Origin of the sequence: Acidilutibacter cellobiosedens (assembly GCF_004103715.1) — a bacterium.
Lineage (GTDB): Bacteria > Bacillota > Clostridia > Tissierellales > Acidilutibacteraceae > Acidilutibacter > Acidilutibacter cellobiosedens.
Window position 1 is genome coordinate 259,934 of sequence record NZ_CP035282.1, and the last position, 17,561, is coordinate 277,494.

A 17,561-nucleotide genomic window follows, 5' to 3' on the forward strand; every position below is an offset into this window, starting at 1 on the left:
ATCAATCAGGCCTATTCATATATTTTCTTGTCAGGATATTTTGAATTTTTATTATTTCTCTTGAGATATCATCATTCTCTTTTTTAAGATCTTCAATATCTTCTCTATAGATTATTCCTGTACTATTTACTCTCTTTGCAATTTGGTTAAGGTTGTTAGAGTTTTTCCCTATAAGAGTTTGTAGCCTTCTAAAAATATTCATATCAATTACAAATATAGGGGCTTCAAGGACACTTTTCCTTATAAAATGTCCCATTGATTTTGACTTGCTCATTTCAAGTTTTTTCTTAAAAAGTTCCTTTTCTTCATCAGTAACCATTACATGAATATCATTTTTTCTAAGTCTATTTGCCATATAAATCCTCCTTTTCTTTCTTCTTTATAACAGGGTATTAGGGGTGTCCCCTAAATCATTCCGATAGGAACAAGTAGAAAATTGGATAAAAAGAAGCGAACCTAAATGGGTCCGCTTCATCAATTTTCTCGTAAGTGTGTCTACACTTACTGTGCTTGCTATTAAAGTTATTTTAAAAGCAGGCATTAAGCTAAGTATTTGATTTATATATTTATATTACCGCACTCTATGGCGAATGTCAGCGTGAATTATAAAATTTCCATGTTATATTAGCAAGGTATGATTTATTTGGTACAATAGTAGTTAATAAATTGACTTATTATTTTAAGTATGTATCAGGAATGGGGGGATAATTTATGATAGTAAGTCCAGAAACATATATCAGTCTTTTACAGGATAAAAACTATGAAGAACTTATAAAAGAAAGAGATAGTTTAATAGATGAAATAAAAGAATATGAGAAAACATTGGATGACTCCATAGATATGGGTATGAATCCTTCAAGGGAAGTCGTTTATAAGTGTAACCATTTATATTTATCGAAAATATGTGAACTATTATATGAGAGGTTTGCAATTAAGGATTTAAGCAGTATCTCAAATAACTTTAAGAACAATGATTGGATACATATATTAAAGGAGTATTTAGTAGCAAATAATTTATTTGAGATATGGACAAATGATAATATAGAGCAACGAAAAAATGGTAGAGAATTTACTTTATCAGATCATGTAAAAGGATTAATTTATTCTTTATTAAGCAATCAAAGACCTTGGAAAGGGATCGTCGCTAACATGGATAAAATAGAGAATATATTTTATAACTTTGATGTTGATAAGATTAAAGCTGAAAAGCCTGAGAGATTTATAAATGAAATTCGTCAAATTAAATGTGGAAATCGAGATATAAGTCAGCAAATGAAAAGCCTTTCTTCAAACATTGCAATAATGGAAAAAATCGAAAAAGATTATGGAAGTATGGATAATTTTGTTACCTCAGTCCCTACATATGAAATAGTAAAGCAAATATCGGATAATAAATCAAAATATAAAATTCATAGAGTAGGGGAAGCTTTAGCTTGGGAGTATTTAAGAAATGTTGGAATAGATGGCATGAAACCAGACGTTCATTTATGTAGATTTTTTTCTGGAGAACGTATGGGAAGAGGAAATAACACACCAGCAAGGATAAATGAAGTTTTTGAAACGGTTTTAAAACTATCTGAGGATACAGGAGTTTCTATGTCAGAAATAGACTCACTGGTTTGGAATTTTTGTTCATCTGGATATGGAGAAGTATGTACCTCGAATCCTAGATGTGAAATATGTCCTATAAAAAAATATTGCAATAAATACTCTTAAGAGGATTAGTTTAGGATTATAAAATAATAATATTAGATTTGTAGAAAGCAATAGAAGTTTAAATTATATTAGCAAATAATATTAAGTGGTTATGAGCATAAACAAGGGGGTGTAAATTTGCTGGACTTAAAAAAATTAGTGTCTAAACTTTTTTCCTATGCAGAAATAGAAAAGATCGAAGTATATAATGAATTCAGTTTCCAACATGAGCTAGGCATATTTTTAAGAAAAGAACTAGACAGTTATATAATTCAGTTTGAAAGAAATGTATCTTATTTTTCAATAGGAAGTAAGACAATCAAAAAAGAAATTGATATCTCTATCTTTAATAATGATAAAACAGAGAAATATGCCATCGAATTAAAACATCCATTAAATGGTCAGTATCCTGAGCAGATGTACTCATTTGTTAAAGATATAAAGTTCATGGAAGAGCTAAAAGAAAATGGATTTGCAAAAAATGCAGTAGTAATATTGGTATCGGATAGACCTTTTTATGCAGATCAAAGGAATAATGGAATCTATAAATATTTTAGAGATGAATACAGGGTCTATGGAGATATATTCAAACCAACAGGAGCAATGAAGGGGAAAGAATTTATTCCTATAAAAGGAGATTATAATTTCACCTGGCAATCTCTAAATAGAGAGAAAAAATATTTTATTGTAGAAATTTAAAGAAGTGAAAGGGAGGTGTTGATGTGGATAGAATTATTTATATAGGACAAGAGAATGTAAAAATAATTAATAATGAAGAATTTTCTTCTGATATTTCTGAATGTTTTTCTGATATTCCAGATTTGGGACATCCTTTGATAAAGGGTGCAAAAGCTACTTTATCTAGTATAGAAAAGATGCTTTATTCAGCTCCAGCTTTTATAAGTTTAATAAAATCATCAGTACCTAAAGAAACTTTTCAAGCAGTGTTAACTGACGAACAAAATAGAAAGTTAGCCGAAGGATCATTAAAATTAATGACTAGGAAAGATGGTTCTTTGATGGCAAACTTGGTTAACCCAAAGACTAAAAAAATAGTATCAACTATATCTTTAGAAAAAACTAATATTACACCAGATATAAGTCAAGCCATGACAAATTATGCAACTCAGATGCAGATTGCTCAAATTGCAGAACAAATTCAGTTAATACAAATATCCGTTGAAAAAGTAAGAAAAGGACAAGAATATGATAGATTAGCTTCTGCATATAGTTGCAAACAGAAACTTTTACAAGCGATGGTTATAAAGAATCAAAAGTTAAAAGAATTAGCTTTGATGAGAATTGCTAGTGATTCTGAGGATAGTAGAAACCTTTTAATGTTAAGCCAAAATGCAAGTTTGGATTTTATCAAAAATCAGCCAGAATCATTTTGGGGGAAGATACTACCTACATCAAGTCCTGATAAGATGGATGATAGAATAAATGAAATAAGAGAAAATTTATATGCAGTTAACATGGTTTCATTTGTAGAGGCAATGGCATATTTTGAGATGGGTGAAGCTGAAGCTGCTCAACAAAGTTTACAATATTATGCTGAATACATCCAAAAAACTTATTTAGATATTGAAGGGCTAGTTCAACGATTAGATATGCTAGATCCATCACCAGAAAACTACTGGTCAAAGGCATTACCAGATATAAAGAAAAGGATCATGGAACTGCCATTTAATGTAGAACAAAAAATATTGGAAGGAGAAAAATATGGAGATGAATAAATGTAAAAATAAGAAATGCCAAAGAGACTTGCCTGAGGGCTATAAGCATAGATATTGTGAACATTGTAGAAATAAATATGCTAAGAGGACTAAGGATGGGATAAAAGCAGTGGGTGGCGTTGTAGGAAGCTTTGCACTTCTGATTTTAACTAAAGGAAAATTTGATTCTAGGGATAAATAATTTAGAGAAATAGTTTTATAATTTCACCTAGCAACTTTTAAATATAGATAGAAAACATTTTATTATTGAAATTTAGGGGGATAAATAAATGTTTTTAATAGATAAAAAAATGAAGCTATATCTATAAGTAAAAAACTTTTCAAGAGCTAGAATTTAAGGAACGTCAACATATACAAGAATGGATAAGCAAAAACACAGACATTCTTGGGGAGAGTCTTCTCATAATACAAAAAGAGTTTAGCGGGTTTGATGATACTAAGGAAAGACTCGATTTATTAGCTATCGATGAAAATGGCAGCCTTCATATTATTGAAAATAAATTAGATGACAACAGTATTTCAAAAAAAATAGAAAGAGTGAATTGGTTATGGAGATATTATTTAATGCAAAATCATTTGGAGAGCAGTCTATAGAAAAACAACAGATAGAAGCTTATAGCCAAGCAATATTCTCGATTTATAATACATTAAGGGAAACTTTAGATTTATCGTTACTAAATTCAATTATTATTCCAGAAGATTATAAAGAAGGTTTATTTGATTTTCAACGAATTAATGGACATAGAGAGTTTATTACTGAAAATGAATATGGTAAAGGGATGGCACAAGTAGTGTCTAGTGATAATGAAAGTGGAGAAACAGTATATAACATAATCATTGATAAAAATATAATATTCACATTAGTGGGTGAAGAGCAATTACAAGCTATAGAAGATAGTCTTAACTCTGAAGAAAAATATGCTTTGTTTTTATCATCAAGACAGTTGGCTATTAATACATTGTACCATGAATTTGGGCACATTCATGAATATAGCTCAAATAGAGAGATAGAGTGGATCCAAAATAAAGAGGTAAAAACTGATTTGCGATCACAATATATTCTTTTAGCCATGCAATGCTGGAGCGAGTATTTTGCTTGTAGAACTTCATCAACGACATTTCCTTTTGGGGAATCGGATGCTTTAGAAATAATCAAAACCTGTAATGATACTGAGGATGGATTACAAAAACAACGAAGTAAATACAATAGAAGAATAATAGGATTAAATGAATTTGTTTTAGAATTTCATGATTATACTGGTTTTATTTTAAAAAAGATAGCTAGTGCTCATGGCAATTTATATTGTTTAGGTGATTCTAGGGAAAAAATAATAGATGCTATTGAAGAAGGGTTTGGAGAATCATATACAAAAGCTATCTGGAAGGATTATGGTAAAGCTTTAGATAAATTATATCTGGATTATCCAGATTGGAAAGATGATACTGTTTTCAATGATATATGTGATGTGATTATTAAATATTATAATCAATATGAGATTTATATAAGTGAAACACCTCAGGGGATATATTATGACATACCCGTAAGGCTGTGATTTAAATATCACTTAATCAAGAATAGTAAAGGAAGATGTAAAATGAAAGATTTACATGAAGTTTTGACAAGTTTTTCAAAAGAACTTACTAGAGTAAATCAGGATAATGTTCTAACAAAAAAGGAACTATGTGATAAATTATATTCATTTATAGACCCTAAATTAGAAGGGGAAAATGTTGATAAGGAGATTTTTATATCCAATTATATTTATATTTTACAAAAGATAATAGCTGACTTATGCGAGATAAATGAGCGTTTACAAGATCTGAAGCACTTAGATGCTACTATTCCAGCAGAGAAAGACTATGAACACAGGAAGTTAAGATACTTTGCTAATCTAAATAAGCGGGCAAGGGATGAAATAATTAATTTTCTAAGTATCAGATTACTAGATTATTTAATAGAACATAAGTCTGTAGATTATGCTTCTAGACAAGATGATAAAGGTCTTAATTTAATGCTACAAAGTTGTTATGAATACAGTTTTTTTAAAAAATATTATGATCCTGATTATGATTTTTCAACAGAAGCGAAAATTAGATTTATTCCTGGAGTAAAATTAGAGAATTTCTTAGATGTAATCAATGGTTACATAAAGTTAAAGCATGAAGATTTAAATGCATATCAGATAGAACTAAGCAGAATCGTAAGAGAAAACAATGTATTGGACTATCTATGTGGAAAAATAGAAGTACATAATATAATGAATCGTCGGTTAGAAGTATTTAATACTTTGGAGACCTTATATGAGGATAAAAAATGGCAACCTTTTATATCCCTTGCAATATTGCAGATTGAAGGGTTATTTTATGACTGCTGTAATGTTTTAAAAGTAAATGAACTAAGTGGTTTGGCAGGAACTTTGGTTGAGAAAGTAGATAAATCGTTCCGTGATAATCACATATTGATGTTATCCGTGTATCCATATTATATGTTTGAAATCCCGGAGATAAGAAATGAAATTGCACATACAGGATTAATAGAATCCGAAAATTTAGAACATATAGCTAATGAATTGATACTTGATCTAAACACTGTAATTTCATGGATTTATGAGATATCACATGAAAAATATAAAATTTTGATGATGATATCAGATGCACTAGTGTTTATGCTAATCTAAAAATAGGTCAGCTGGCTCATTGAAAATTAGGTCACTTTCTTAAGAAAATATGGTATCCTTTCAGTATAAACTGGGAGGAGGAAGAGAAGGAAGTGATAAAATTGAATCAAAAACAAAAAATCATACTTAAACATATTGACGGTATGAGCAATCGAAGCATTGCCAGTGAGCTTCACATGAGCAAGGATACTGTAAATAAATATGTAAATGAGTATGAAAATCAAAAGCAAGAACTTTTAGCAAAAAATCCTGAAACAGATACAAAAGAATTAATTCAAGCAATTGTTGAAAAACCAAAATACAATTCTGAAAACAGAGGGCCAAACAAGGTAACATCTGAGATGATTGAAGTAATTGAAGAATGCTTAAAGGTTAATGAATGGAAGCGTGCTAACGGTATGTCAAAGCAGCAAATGAGAAAAATTGATATTCATGAATACTTGTTAAAGAAAAATTTTAATATTAGTTATTCATCAGTTAAAAGATTAGTTAAAACAATCGAGGATAGGCATCGTGAAGCTTTCATAAGACAAGAATATGTTCTTGGAGATGTATGTGAATTTGACTGGGGTACGGCAAAATTAGATATAGGGGGAGAAGGATATAAAGCTTATCAAATGGCAGTTTTTACTCCTGCTAAAAGCGGAATCAGATATTCAATGCTTTTTAAATCTCAAGATACTCCAGCATTTCAACAATCACATGCAGAATTTTTCTCATTTTGCAAAGGTAATTTTAGAACAATGGTCTATGATAATATGAGGGTTGCAGTTAAGAAATTTGTTGGATTGTTCGAAAAAGAGCCAACAAAAGCATTGACAGAATTATCAATATACTATGGATTCAACTTTAGGTTCACGAATATTGCAAAAGGCAATGAAAAGGGCCACGTTGAGAGAAGTGTAGAATATGTTAGAAGAAAAGTATTCAGTGAGCCGGGTAATGACAAATTCGACACTCTTGCAGAAGCAAACAAGTTTCTTTTTGAAGAATGTATGAAGCTTAATAATAAAGAAACATCTAACGGATTGGTGCCGATGGAAATCTTTAAAGAAGAGCAAAAACACTTGTTTCCTAACTTACCTAAGTTTGAAAGCAGTATTTATTCAGAAAACCGTGTTGACAAATATTCGACCGTAACGGTAAGTCAAAATCATTATTCTGTGCCGGATACATTAGTTGGTAAAATGGTAAAAGTGAAGATGTTTACAGATAAGATAATTATCTACTACGATAACAGCATTGTAGCTAAACATGACCGCAGTTTTAAACTGCATGACTGGAAAATTGAGATTCATCATTATCTTAGAACTCTACATAAAAAACCAGGTGCCCTCAAAGGAAGCACAGCACTGCTCCAAACGGACACCCAGATCAAATATATCTATGAACAGTATTATACCAAAGATGCCAAGACATTTCTACAAGTTTTAGAAATTATTTATGAAAAAGGAATCCATGCTGTGACAGAAGCTTTAAGGGAACTTGAAAAACTGTCACCAATGGATATGAGTGCTGATAAGGTTAAGGTGATTTGTGAAAGTAGAAAGGAAAAAGAAATTTGCGTTACTGTTCCATTAAATGATCATCTAACTGAAAAATCAAGGAGCACATTATCGATTTATGATAAACTTGCAGCACTCCAATCAAGAAAGCTTAACAAGGAGGCTGTATAGTATGAAGGTTAAATTAAATGAAGAGATTAAAGAATACTGTAATATATTGAAACTTAAAGGAATTAAAACTCACTATGAAGAAGTAATATCTGAAGCGGCTGATTATGAGGATTTTCTTCATAAGCTTTTAACTTATGAGATGGAAGAAAAGGATAAGCGTTCCATTGAATGTCGTATTCGAAATGCACATTTGCCTTACAGGCAATATATTGAAGATATTGAAATTGACTGTCTCCCAGTAGATATGCAGAAAAGACTTCCTGAGTTAGCAACACTTGATTTTATCGAAAAAGGCAAAAATATCATAATGACCGGTAACCCGGGAACCGGAAAAACTATGGTTAGTATTGCTTTAGCATTAAAGGCTTGCATGGCAGGTTATAAGGTTCTGTTCACGACAATTCCACTACTGGTTACTACATTGAAGGAAAGCAATAGCGCTAAGACCTTGAGATATTTTGAGAATAGATTTGAAAAATATGACCTTGTAGTGGCAGATGAACTTGGGTACACCTCGTTTGACCGGGAAGGGACAGATCTGCTGTTTAATAATCTTTCTTTAAGGGCAGCAAGGAAATCAACAATAATTACTTCTAACCTTTCATTTGAGCGTTGGATTGAGGTTTTCGGTGATCCGACAGTTACAAGTGCGATGATAGATAGACTTACTTACAAGGCAATTCTTGTCGACATGGAGGGTGATTCTTATCGGCTAAGAGAAACATTAAGAGAAAATGGTGCATCTATTAAATCTTTAACAGCTTAAAGTATTTGTGCCTTTGTACACAAATTTTAGAGGCACATTTATTTACAAGAAAGTGACCTAAAATTAAATGGTCTTTTGACCTAATTTTCGGTTGACAAATACAACTAGATAATAAGAATAGTGAAGACATAAATGTACTGGCTTCAACACTTGTCTATGAGATGGTTTTATGGATGGATATCGCAGATTTCAAATATCTGGATATACTAAAAAAACCATCAGATTATTTCGATGAAATAGGATGTATGAAAACACCGATAGGATATTGGGAGGCTATCATCGATAAAATAATGAATATTATTAAAACGGAAACATTTTGGAGTATAATTGATGAGCATATTGATGAAACTGAGAATTTTGAAACTAATAAACCATTTAATTTACTAGTTCTTGCTGATAAGCTAAAAAACACCTTTATTCCCATTTTAGATAAAGATTCACCTGAAAAATTAGCTTGTCAACGTGTAGCTGCAAAGATACATGAAATGAAACAACGGTAATGGAGTGTTTATACTTTAAAAACAAATAAAGCGATTACTATAAGAATAATTTCTCTTAAGGTAGTCGCTTTTTCTTTGCTTATTTATATTAAAATTCTTCAAGCTTGCTCATTCTGTATCTCCATACTGGAAGGGCAATAATTCCAAAAACCATATATTTTAGAAAAAGACTAAGCATATGATTCTGGGACAAAACAATATCTCCATTAAATGTGAAGCTTTGATGGAAGAACTGAATTACAGGAGTTAGAAGTCCTATTGTAAACGGTACTGCTATGCCTACCCCTACAAATGTTATAAACAAATTAAGTATATTGCTTACTCTAGGGAAAGTATCATTGATAAATAAAATCAAGAGTCCATAAAGAATTACTGCAAGGATTCCAACACCTGCATCAAGTAAATATTGAAGTTTTCCTTCTACAAGCTTTGTGGCTACATTAGGATGGAAGAAATAAATTGAATAAAATAAGATAACAAAAAAGTCAATTCCAAATGCCATTGTCTTGAAAGAAAACAGGGTAATATTCTTATAAAGTTTTATAAAAAGAACTAATATTGTTAAACATATTCCTAAAAACAATCCTATAAACATAGCAATCACCTGATAAATTATTTTTTTATTTCCTATATCTATAAATTAATTATATCACTCTAATATGGCTGGTGGCCAGACCTAAAATAAAAATTACCATATTTTTTGAAAGAACTATTGCAATATTTTCCTATAGGCATTATAATAGTAATCACCAACAGTTCGTTGGTGATTAGAAAGGAGGTAGAACATGAGAACAAAAAGTCCAAAACGTATGAAAGAAATAATTGATTTTGTCAATGAATACACAAATCATTATAGGACTTCTCCTTCTACCAGAGAAATTGCAAAAGCTGTAAAAACTGATAATGGTACTGTATACCGTTATCTTGTAGAGATGGATGAAAAAGGTATGCTCGAATATAATGGAAAAGAAATCATAACGCCAACCATTAAAAAAATGGAAACTGACATGATACAAGCGGCTGTCCTTGGATCAGTATCTTGTGGGGTTCCTCTTTTAGAAGAAGAGTATATCGAAAGCTATGTATCCTTACCTGTAAAATTCTTTGATAAGGGAGATTATTTTATCCTTAGAGCCAATGGAAATTCTATGATAGAAGCTGGAATTGAAGATGGTGATTTGGTAGTTGTGAGGAAACAGAAAGAAGCTAATGAAGGTCAGATTGTTGTTGCTCTTCTTGAAGATGGAAGCACTACATTAAAAAGATTATATCTTGATAAAGGAAATAAGTGCGTAAGGCTTCATCCTGAAAATAGGAATATGTCAGATATAGTAATAGCAAACTGTTCTATTCAAGGGGTAGCTGTAAAAATTATGAAAGATCTAATTTAATTTCTAGGGTAAAAAATTATGTTTATTGTTAGAAATTGATATAAGTCAATTTCTAACAATAAACTTAGAAAAGAAGGATTTAAGATGAAGAAAAAAATGATAGCCTTCTGTGGTATGTAGGTGTTAGATTAGTAACTCATCTGTAGTTTTCTTTCCCTAATCCACTTAGAAGGCAATAAGAAAAGAAGGATTGCAGATGAAAAAAAGAAAAAAATATATTATAGGATGCCCATATTGTGGGAAGGAGTTATGTAAAAGTGGTTTTACAAGTAGCTTTAATGATATGGAAATTAAATGCTCCAAATGTGGGGCAAACATAGAAATTGAAATTACCAATGGGATGATTATTTTTCATCCAGACAAGAAGATATCCATGGTAGCTGAAGGCTCAGTAGGATATAAAGAAAAAGAAAAAATATAAGGAATATTAAGTGAGTTTCTGTGAAATTTATGTTGTAGCCATTGGACTGAGCAAAGAACTCTTAAGAATGGGAACATAAATTAAAAATCTATGGAGGACTGTATTCGGCCTGTACCGTTAGGAACCACATAGATAAAATACTTTGAACCTGGAATCAGAATCCAGGAATAAGTCAAAGTTCTATACTTACATATTTCAAAGAAAATTTAATAGATTGAGGTTTATACAGAGATGTTGAACTGGGCTAGAACCCTTAAGAACAACAGTTATAAATCAAGAGTTTGTTGAATGATCTGAACTGGACAAGCATTCAATTATAAATTGAACAAGAATCCTTAAGAGTCACGCAAAACGGAAGTATTTATCTGAATAGATAAATCTGTTTTGTGTGGCTCTTTTTTTATTTCCCAAATACTTTCGTTATATGCGTCGGCTCTTAAACAAAAGAAAGAGCAGGTGCATATGAAAAAACGATGGGAAACCTACATTGCTAGATATCCATAATCTCTAATTTTAAAAACTTATTGATTTTTAAAATTAGGAGGTTATGGAAAATGAAAGAAAATAAAAAGAATTACTATCTCTTTGTAGGAGATAAAAAGATAGATGTATCAGAGAAAATTTATAAAGAATATTGGCAAGAAACCAATAGAGAAAATTATCTTAAAAGGCTAGATAGAAAGAATAAACTAAGTTATTTCTCAGAACTTGTTACAGAAGAAAAAGATAGAACTATTGAGGAGAGATTTGCAGATAAAAGTATTGACATCGAAAAATTAGTAGCTGTAAAAATGCAGATTGCAGCTCTTCATGAAGCCTTGAATAAGTTAAACCCTGAAGAAAGGGAAATTATTCAGGCTCTTTTTTTTGAGGAAATACCACAAAGAGACTTGGCTAAAAAACTGAATATAAGCCAAGGAGCTGTCTTTAGAAGAAAAGAAAAAACCTTAAAAAAGTTAAAAGAATTCTTAATAGATTGGGAGTAAAATAAAAGTTTTTTAAAAAATAGCGAATCAGAGGGGCAGTTTTTTCACTGTTAAATATAAGGGGTAATTTAAGCAATTCCCTAAATAATAAAAGATATTTTTATAAATTAATTTGAACTTTGATAACTGAATAGACCAAGACAGGACAATATCCGTTTATGGAGCCAGTAGAAGCTACGCCATGACCACTTTGCTGAAGTATACCTTCGGTTTAAATAAATACTTGCATAACGCTAAATGCAAAGGAAACAAAAGTGAAAGCGATAGATAGTTTGCTACAGGAAAGGTCTGGTAGGCCTTTTTGCGAAGATATAAATGGTGATAATGATACTTCTATACGTTGTTGCTTCCCACCGAGAAAAGGGGAGAGGTGAAATTCCTATGTAGCTACCAGGCACTTGTCAATGTCATTAAACTTAAATTTAAAAATATTAAAGAAAGAAGAGGTATCGAAATGAAAACTATTAAAGATAAAAATGAGAACTCTTCTTCTGTCAATCATAAATGTAAAGATGAATTATCAATGGGAAGATACATAGATCAAGAACTAGCAGAAATTCCTGAGGATAAAAAGAACATATTTATTCAGGTAGGTAATGTTCTTGTTAATTGTTGTATAGGAGATACAAGAGTTAGTATGGATGATTTTGTATCAGATTTATGTAAATTAGAATTAAGGATTTAGGGTGCTGACAGATATATATAAGTGCGGTAAGATGAAAATATAAAGTTTCTGAAATCCTTAATAAATTGCACCCAAAATATTTATTAAGGAGAGAAGAGAAATGAATAAAACTAAAGCTTATATGTATCTTCGTTTATCAAGAGATGATGGGGATGAAGGTGAAAGCAATTCTATCACAAATCAAAGGGAACTTATAAAAAGCTATGCTGATAAGGCAGGCTTTAAGCTTGTCAAGGAATTTATTGATGATGGTTATACAGGTTCCAACTTTCATAGGCCAGATTTTAAAAGAATGCTTAATGACCTTGAAAAGAAAGACTGCAAAACGATTATTGTAAAAGACCTTTCAAGATTTGGAAGAGATTATATTGAGTCGGGGAAGTTTCTTCAGAAAACTTTTCCTCAAATGGGAGTTAGGTTTATATCAGTTAATGATAACTATGATAGTGAAAATGCTGATGTAAGTGACACACATCTTATTCTTCCTATAAAAAACTTTATTAATGATAGTTACTGTAGAGATATATCTATGAAAGTAAAAAGTTCTCAAAAAACTAAAAGACAGAGGGGAGAATTCATAGGAGCATTTGCACCATATGGATATAAGAAAAATAAGAAGCAAAAAAATCATCTTATAATTGATAGAAAAGTATCTCATATAATTAGGAAAATATTTGAAATGAAAATTGAAGGTTATTCTTCAAAGGCTATAGCAGATGAACTCAATAAACTTGGAGTCCAAACTCCTGGGGCCTATAAAGAAAGCCAAGGTTCTAATTTTACAACAGGCTTTGCCACAAATAAAAGTAAATGGCAGGCCAAGATGATAAATAGAATTATTGAAAATAGAATTTATATAGGAGTCCTTGAGCAAGGAAAAAGGACAAAGCTAAATTATAAGTCTAATAAGGAGATTAAAGTTCTTGAAGAGGACTGGATTAGGGTAGAAGGAACTCATGAATCTATTGTTACGGAAACAATGTTCAATGTAGCAAATAAGATGATGGGAAGAGATATTCTAAATAGGAAGTCAAAACCTGATTTTCTAACAGGGCTTCTTTATTGTGCAGATTGTGGAAATCAACTTGTAAGAAGAACTCAGAAAACAAAAAACGGACAAAGAATTTATTATATATGTGGCTTATATAATCGTGGTAAAGGTTGTTCAAGACACAGTATAATAGAGGAAGATATTTTATCCTCATTAGATTTTATTCTTAGGCAACATATTAAGTACCAAGAAGAGCTATTTGCAAGAATCAGAGAAACTGATTTAAGCAAAACAGAATACGAGCTTGATTTAGATGACCTACTTGCTGATAAAAAGAAATATGAAACTCTTAGGAGATCTCTTTACATTGATTTAGAAGAAGAGCTTATTGATGAAGATGAATTTCAATCCTTTAGAAAAAGCTATCAATTAAAAATAAAAGAGATAGACCAGCAGATTATAATTAGGAAGAAAGCTTATGAAGATTTAGGAGATATACTTGCTTCTAAAGAAAACTGGCTTACAGACCTGGAGAAGTATAAAAATATTGAAAGCATAGATAGGCAAACACTTGCTTTATTTGTAGATAGAATTCTGGTAGAGGAAAAAGACCAAGAAGGAAGACCTAGAATAGCAGTATTTTTTAATGATATGGAGAAACTGGACATATTAAAGAAAATAATAAATGGAGTAAAGAAAAGTAATACTTCTAATCTTATTTCCTTTAATACCATGGCTATTAAGAACCTATCCGCTCAAAGAGAGGGGGTAGCTGTTAATGGCTAGAATATCCAGAAGGGATCTTATAAAGACAGAGGAAGCAAAAATTATCAGTTCAATTAGGGCTGGAATTTATACTAGGCTCTCACAAGAGAGAACAGAGGAATGGAGGAACAAATCATCTTCCATTGAAACTCAAATAGAAATCTGTCAGGAATATGCCAATAAGGAAAACATGAATTTAGTCAAGGTTTATACAGATTATGAGTATTCTGGAACAAATTTTGATAGGCCTGGATATATTGAAATGATGTATGATGTGAGAAACGGTATTATAAATTGTATTATAATAAGAGACCTATCACGACTTGGTAGAGAACATCTTGAAATGGGCAGGCTTGTAGATAAAGTATTTCCCTTTCTGAGAGTAAGATTTATTTCTGTTGTAGATAAGATTGATACAGAAAAGGGTATTGATGCAAAATTATCCTTTGAAATGTTAATAAAGAACCTTATAAATGATATGTATGCAAAAGATATTGGTCAAAAGATTAAGACTAGTAAAACAGTAAGTGCCAAGCAAGGATTCTTTATAGGTTCAAATCCGCCATTTGGTTATAGGGTAGTAGAAAAGGATGGTGGAAGAAAACTTGAGCCTGATGAAGTAAGCATGAAAGTAGTAGAGAGAATTTTTACTAGGTATGTAGCTGGTGATAATACTTTAAAAATAGCTAAAGAGCTTAATGAAAACAATATCTCTACATCAAGCTCCTATAATAAAACAGGCAATATCTTACGTGAGCCAGGAGAGCCACAATGGAGAAAAGGTACAATAGCCAATATGCTTAGGCAAAGGGTCTATACAGGTTGCCTTGTTCAAGGGACTAAGGAGAATGTTCCAGGAAAAAAGTCTGGCCACTATAGGCAAAAACCTAAAGATGAATGGATAATTGTTAAAAACTCTCACGATGCCATTATTTCAAATGATTTATTTTTGGCAGCCCAGGAGATACTTGATAACAATAAAAAGAAAGAACACTTTAAAATAACAAGACATGATATGAAAAGAGAGCCAATTAATAAATACAAAGGTGTAATTTTTGATGCAAATACCAATCTATCTTTAAGAAGAAATAGTATTAGAAGTAATAAAAAAGACGCTAAATTTTATTATTATAAGTTTACAAATGAAGAAAATAATGGAATGGTGCTTGAGACTCCATATATTTCTATTATGGAAGACGATATAGATGAGCTAGTAATAAAAAAATTAAGAAGTGTACTGAGTATTGACGCAAGTGGAGCAGATTGTAAAGATAGAATAATTGAAATAAGCAAAATGGAAACTGAGCTAGCAGAAAAACATCGTAAGTCTTTTTCCCTTAAGATTTCAAAACTTAATTCGGACTTGAAAAAATTATACGAAGGCTATAGTTTAGGAAAGATTGAAAAAGAAGATTATCTAGAGGAAAGAGAATTTAATAGAGAAAGTTTAACCACTTATGAAAAGCAGCTAAGTAATCTTGACCTAGAAATTTTATCAATAGAAGCTAAGGCAGAAGAAGAGATAGAATTATTTGACTATCTGTTTTCAAATAAAGATATTAAGCTAGATGAAGAGATTATCAAGAAGTATATTGAACGCATTGATGTATATGATAATGACACTATAGAAGTTAGTTTAAAAGGTTTTTTAGGCGGAAAGGAGATGAGGTCAAGTGAATAATATTGCTATTTATCTGAGAATATCTGTACTTGAAAAAGGAAATCCAAGGCATGCAGAAGATACTATAAATTCTCAAAGAAATATTATTAAGAACTTCATCTTCAATGATCCAGACCTCAAAAAGGCAAATATAGAAGAGTTTATTGATGAGGGTTATAGTGGTAGCACTACTTCAAGACCAGGACTAGATAAGCTCCTTTTAAAGGTAAGACAACAGAAAATAGACTGTATTATAGTAAAAGATATGTCACGTTTTATGAGGAATTATATTGAAATGGGTGATTATCTTGAAAATATCTTTCCATTTATGGGGGTAAGATTTATAGCAATTAATGATGGCTATGACAGTAGTAAAGAAACTCAAAATGGAACAGAACTTGATATACAATTTAAAAATCTTCTTAACGACTATTATAGTAGAGACATTTCAGAAAAGATGACAACTGCCCTCTATACTGCTAGAAAACAAGGAAAATATACCACAGGAACACCACCATATGGATATCTAAAAGATCCTAAAGATAAGTACAAACTTATCATTGATGAAGCAGTTTCAGATAATGTTAGATATATATTTCAGCTTATCCTTGAAGGACATACTTTAAATGGAACTGCAAAAATCCTTAATGATGAAGGTGTTATTACAGCCAGAGCAAGGAGAAAAGAGATAAAAGGCTATGATGCCTATGCTAATAGGTGGGAATCTACTGTAGAAGAAACAATATGGTCTGCTAGTATGGTTAGAAGAATAGTAAAAAATGAAGCATATACAGGAACTTTTGTATTTAATAAATCAACCAAAAGTAAGCTTGATGGTGGTAAGGTTATTTACCATCCCAAAGAGGACTGGATAAGAATCTATGATAATCATGAGGCTCTTATAAGCAAAGAAACATTTGATGAAGTTGGAAAAGCATTAAAATCAAGGCATAGAAATAGTTTCAGAGGAAGTAAGAGTAAATACAAAAATAGTCCTCTTGCAACTTTTGTAAGATGTAATAAGTGTGGTTACAAAATAAGGTTTGGTAAAAGCTCTAATGGAAAAGAGTTAATAGGAATTAATCTTTACTGTTATCACTGTAGAATGCTTGAGCAGGAAGAAAAACTACCTCATTATAAAGAACTAGAAAAAGAAGTATTTGAAATTTTAAAGGATAAATTTCATATAGATAAGGCGGAAAAGAAGAAACTTCTTGATGAGCAAAAAGAACTTTATGATAAGAATGACCAGCTATTAAAAAAGAAAAGGATAGAGTTTGAAAACTATAAGTTTGGTAAGATTTCAAGAGAAGACTTTGTAGAAATAAAAGACCTGTTACAAGAGTCTAGTGAAGAAAATAATAAACGTATAGAAGCTATTGATAAGGAGTTTAAAGAGAGCGGAAGTATAGAAACCCTTACTGAAGATGTAGTAGGTAAATATATTAAAACAATTTACATTTCTAGTAAAGGTATAGAAAGAATAGAATATCAATAGTACAATAGAAGGAGATCCACTGTTAGGGTCTCCTTTTCTACAGAATTTTAGGAATTTTGTATATTCTATCCAAGTTTTACAATCAACTGATATTTTTGATGGCTAGGAGGGTG

18 protein-coding genes are annotated in these 17,561 nt (G+C 31.0%); 16 read left to right on the forward strand and 2 right to left on the reverse strand.

Going from position 1 to position 17,561, the window contains the following annotated elements; genetic code table 11:
- Position 1: 1 nt before the first annotated feature.
- Positions 2 to 355 (reverse strand): plasmid mobilization protein, encoded by a 354-nt coding sequence (locus tag EQM13_RS01270; protein WP_128751707.1) that lies wholly within the window; start codon positions 353 to 355, stop codon positions 2 to 4.
- Positions 356 to 711: 356 nt separating this feature from the next.
- Between EQM13_RS01270 and EQM13_RS01275 the strand changes: the two genes are divergently transcribed.
- From EQM13_RS01275 to EQM13_RS01315, 9 genes are all read left to right on the forward strand, one after another.
- The gene (locus tag EQM13_RS01275; RefSeq protein ID WP_128751708.1) at positions 712 to 1,716 is read left to right on the forward strand and encodes a hypothetical protein; all 1,005 of its coding nucleotides are present in this window, start codon (positions 712 to 714) and stop codon (positions 1,714 to 1,716) included.
- 117 nt (positions 1,717 to 1,833) lie between these two features.
- Positions 1,834 to 2,394: a hypothetical protein gene (locus EQM13_RS01280; RefSeq protein ID WP_128751709.1), complete on the forward strand. Its 561-nt coding sequence runs from the start codon at positions 1,834 to 1,836 to the stop codon at positions 2,392 to 2,394.
- Between the two features lie 23 nt (positions 2,395 to 2,417).
- A complete protein-coding gene (locus tag EQM13_RS01285) occupies positions 2,418 to 3,431 on the forward strand; it encodes a hypothetical protein (protein ID WP_128751710.1) in 1,014 nt (337 codons plus the stop codon).
- Positions 3,418 to 3,612, forward strand: a complete 195-nt coding sequence (locus EQM13_RS01290; protein ID WP_128751711.1) for a hypothetical protein — start codon at positions 3,418 to 3,420, stop codon at positions 3,610 to 3,612. Before EQM13_RS01285 ends, EQM13_RS01290 begins: the two co-directional genes overlap by 14 nt.
- 367 nt (positions 3,613 to 3,979) lie before the next feature.
- Entirely contained in the window at positions 3,980 to 4,984 is a 1,005-nt protein-coding gene (locus EQM13_RS01295; protein ID WP_128751712.1) for a hypothetical protein, read from the forward strand.
- 42 nt (positions 4,985 to 5,026) lie between these two features.
- On the forward strand, positions 5,027 to 6,109 hold the full coding sequence (locus tag EQM13_RS01300; protein WP_128751713.1) for a hypothetical protein: 1,083 nt from the start codon (positions 5,027 to 5,029) through the stop codon (positions 6,107 to 6,109).
- A 92-nt stretch (positions 6,110 to 6,201) separates the two neighbouring features.
- Complete coding sequence (istA, locus tag EQM13_RS01305; RefSeq protein WP_128751667.1) at positions 6,202 to 7,785, forward strand: IS21 family transposase; 1,584 nt, start codon at positions 6,202 to 6,204, stop codon at positions 7,783 to 7,785.
- Position 7,786: 1 nt separating this feature from the next.
- A complete protein-coding gene (istB, locus tag EQM13_RS01310; protein ID WP_114217624.1) occupies positions 7,787 to 8,551 on the forward strand; it encodes an IS21-like element helper ATPase IstB in 765 nt (254 codons plus the stop codon).
- Between the two features lie 173 nt (positions 8,552 to 8,724).
- Positions 8,725 to 9,051: a hypothetical protein gene (locus EQM13_RS01315; RefSeq protein ID WP_128751714.1), complete on the forward strand. Its 327-nt coding sequence runs from the start codon at positions 8,725 to 8,727 to the stop codon at positions 9,049 to 9,051.
- Between the two features lie 88 nt (positions 9,052 to 9,139).
- Here EQM13_RS01315 and EQM13_RS01320 read toward each other — a convergent pair whose 3' ends face one another.
- Complete coding sequence (locus tag EQM13_RS01320) at positions 9,140 to 9,646, reverse strand: hypothetical protein (RefSeq protein WP_128751715.1); 507 nt, start codon at positions 9,644 to 9,646, stop codon at positions 9,140 to 9,142.
- Between the two features lie 214 nt (positions 9,647 to 9,860).
- Here EQM13_RS01320 and lexA point away from each other — a divergent pair, with 214 nt between their 5' ends.
- The 7 genes from lexA (at position 9,861) to EQM13_RS01355 (ending at position 17,448) form a co-directional block, all read left to right on the forward strand.
- The gene (lexA, locus tag EQM13_RS01325; RefSeq protein ID WP_240662978.1) at positions 9,861 to 10,442 is read left to right on the forward strand and encodes a transcriptional repressor LexA; all 582 of its coding nucleotides are present in this window, start codon (positions 9,861 to 9,863) and stop codon (positions 10,440 to 10,442) included.
- Positions 10,443 to 10,638: 196 nt separating this feature from the next.
- Positions 10,639 to 10,863: a hypothetical protein gene (locus EQM13_RS01330; RefSeq protein WP_078054362.1), complete on the forward strand. Its 225-nt coding sequence runs from the start codon at positions 10,639 to 10,641 to the stop codon at positions 10,861 to 10,863.
- Positions 10,864 to 11,417: 554 nt separating this feature from the next.
- Positions 11,418 to 11,849, forward strand: coding sequence for an RNA polymerase sigma factor (locus tag EQM13_RS01335; protein ID WP_128751717.1), 432 nt, complete (start codon positions 11,418 to 11,420; stop codon positions 11,847 to 11,849).
- A 454-nt stretch (positions 11,850 to 12,303) separates the two neighbouring features.
- Positions 12,304 to 12,534, forward strand: coding sequence for a hypothetical protein (locus EQM13_RS01340; RefSeq protein ID WP_128751718.1), 231 nt, complete (start codon positions 12,304 to 12,306; stop codon positions 12,532 to 12,534).
- Positions 12,535 to 12,634: 100 nt separating this feature from the next.
- The gene (locus EQM13_RS01345) at positions 12,635 to 14,311 is read left to right on the forward strand and encodes a recombinase family protein (RefSeq protein ID WP_128751719.1); all 1,677 of its coding nucleotides are present in this window, start codon (positions 12,635 to 12,637) and stop codon (positions 14,309 to 14,311) included.
- Positions 14,304 to 15,971, forward strand: a complete 1,668-nt coding sequence (locus EQM13_RS01350; protein ID WP_128751720.1) for a recombinase family protein — start codon at positions 14,304 to 14,306, stop codon at positions 15,969 to 15,971. Before EQM13_RS01345 ends, EQM13_RS01350 begins: the two co-directional genes overlap by 8 nt.
- Positions 15,964 to 17,448: a recombinase family protein gene (locus EQM13_RS01355; RefSeq protein WP_128751721.1), complete on the forward strand. Its 1,485-nt coding sequence runs from the start codon at positions 15,964 to 15,966 to the stop codon at positions 17,446 to 17,448. The genes EQM13_RS01350 and EQM13_RS01355 overlap by 8 nt, the downstream gene beginning before the upstream one ends.
- Positions 17,449 to 17,561 lie beyond the last annotated feature (113 nt).

What these genes read in the sequence shown, in the direction of transcription:
- EQM13_RS01295 (WP_128751712.1), top strand. Translation starts at nt 3,980, where the DNA reads ATGGAGATATTATTTAATGCAAAATCATTTGGAGAGCAGTCTATAGAA.
- lexA (WP_240662978.1), top strand. Translation starts at nt 9,861, where the DNA reads ATGAAAGAAATAATTGATTTTGTCAATGAATACACAAATCATTATAGG.
- EQM13_RS01330 (WP_078054362.1), top strand. Translation starts at nt 10,639, where the DNA reads ATGAAAAAAAGAAAAAAATATATTATAGGATGCCCATATTGTGGGAAG.
- EQM13_RS01350 (WP_128751720.1), top strand. Translation starts at nt 14,304, where the DNA reads ATGGCTAGAATATCCAGAAGGGATCTTATAAAGACAGAGGAAGCAAAA.
- EQM13_RS01335 (WP_128751717.1), top strand. Translation starts at nt 11,418, where the DNA reads ATGAAAGAAAATAAAAAGAATTACTATCTCTTTGTAGGAGATAAAAAG.
- istB (WP_114217624.1), top strand. Translation starts at nt 7,787, where the DNA reads ATGAAGGTTAAATTAAATGAAGAGATTAAAGAATACTGTAATATATTG.
- EQM13_RS01300 (WP_128751713.1), top strand. Translation starts at nt 5,027, where the DNA reads ATGAAAGATTTACATGAAGTTTTGACAAGTTTTTCAAAAGAACTTACT.
- EQM13_RS01275 (WP_128751708.1), top strand. Translation starts at nt 712, where the DNA reads ATGATAGTAAGTCCAGAAACATATATCAGTCTTTTACAGGATAAAAAC.
- EQM13_RS01315 (WP_128751714.1), top strand. Translation starts at nt 8,725, where the DNA reads ATGGATATCGCAGATTTCAAATATCTGGATATACTAAAAAAACCATCA.
- EQM13_RS01320 (WP_128751715.1), bottom strand. Translation starts at nt 9,646, where the DNA reads ATGTTTATAGGATTGTTTTTAGGAATATGTTTAACAATATTAGTTCTT.
- EQM13_RS01270 (WP_128751707.1), bottom strand. Translation starts at nt 355, where the DNA reads ATGGCAAATAGACTTAGAAAAAATGATATTCATGTAATGGTTACTGAT.
- EQM13_RS01340 (WP_128751718.1), top strand. Translation starts at nt 12,304, where the DNA reads ATGAAAACTATTAAAGATAAAAATGAGAACTCTTCTTCTGTCAATCAT.
- EQM13_RS01345 (WP_128751719.1), top strand. Translation starts at nt 12,635, where the DNA reads ATGAATAAAACTAAAGCTTATATGTATCTTCGTTTATCAAGAGATGAT.
- EQM13_RS01290 (WP_128751711.1), top strand. Translation starts at nt 3,418, where the DNA reads ATGGAGATGAATAAATGTAAAAATAAGAAATGCCAAAGAGACTTGCCT.